Origin of the sequence: Pseudomonas sp. 2995-1 (genome assembly GCF_002742505.1) — a bacterium.
GTDB lineage: Bacteria > Pseudomonadota > Gammaproteobacteria > Pseudomonadales > Pseudomonadaceae > Aquipseudomonas > Aquipseudomonas sivasensis.
In genome coordinates, this window is sequence record NZ_LJSA01000671.1 from 1 (window position 1) to 266 (window position 266).

Annotated in this window: 1 protein-coding gene; it reads right to left on the reverse strand. The window is 38.0% G+C overall.

Features of this window, described 5'->3' with window-relative positions; all coding sequences use genetic code 11:
* A partial coding sequence (locus AOA61_RS30660; protein WP_143521294.1) for an HAD-IIB family hydrolase occupies positions 1-266 on the reverse strand: 266 nt, incomplete at both ends.

Genomic DNA, 266 nt, shown 5'->3' on the forward strand with positions numbered 1-266 from the left:
CATTGGTATTGGTTTGTTTATCTGCAACAATCTTAAGTTCGTCAATTGCATTAGCCATGGCAACACCACATCCTGCGTATTCAAGCATTTCAAGATCATTATCCTCATCTCCGAATGCGATTATTCTATCTTGTGGGATTTGGTAAAATTTAGATACTTCTTTTATTCCAACAGCTTTATGTATTCCTGCTTTAATTATTTCAATTATGTGCCATGGTGCCCCCCAGGAACGTTGTTCGATTACTTCCGCATGAGCATCTTTTAGG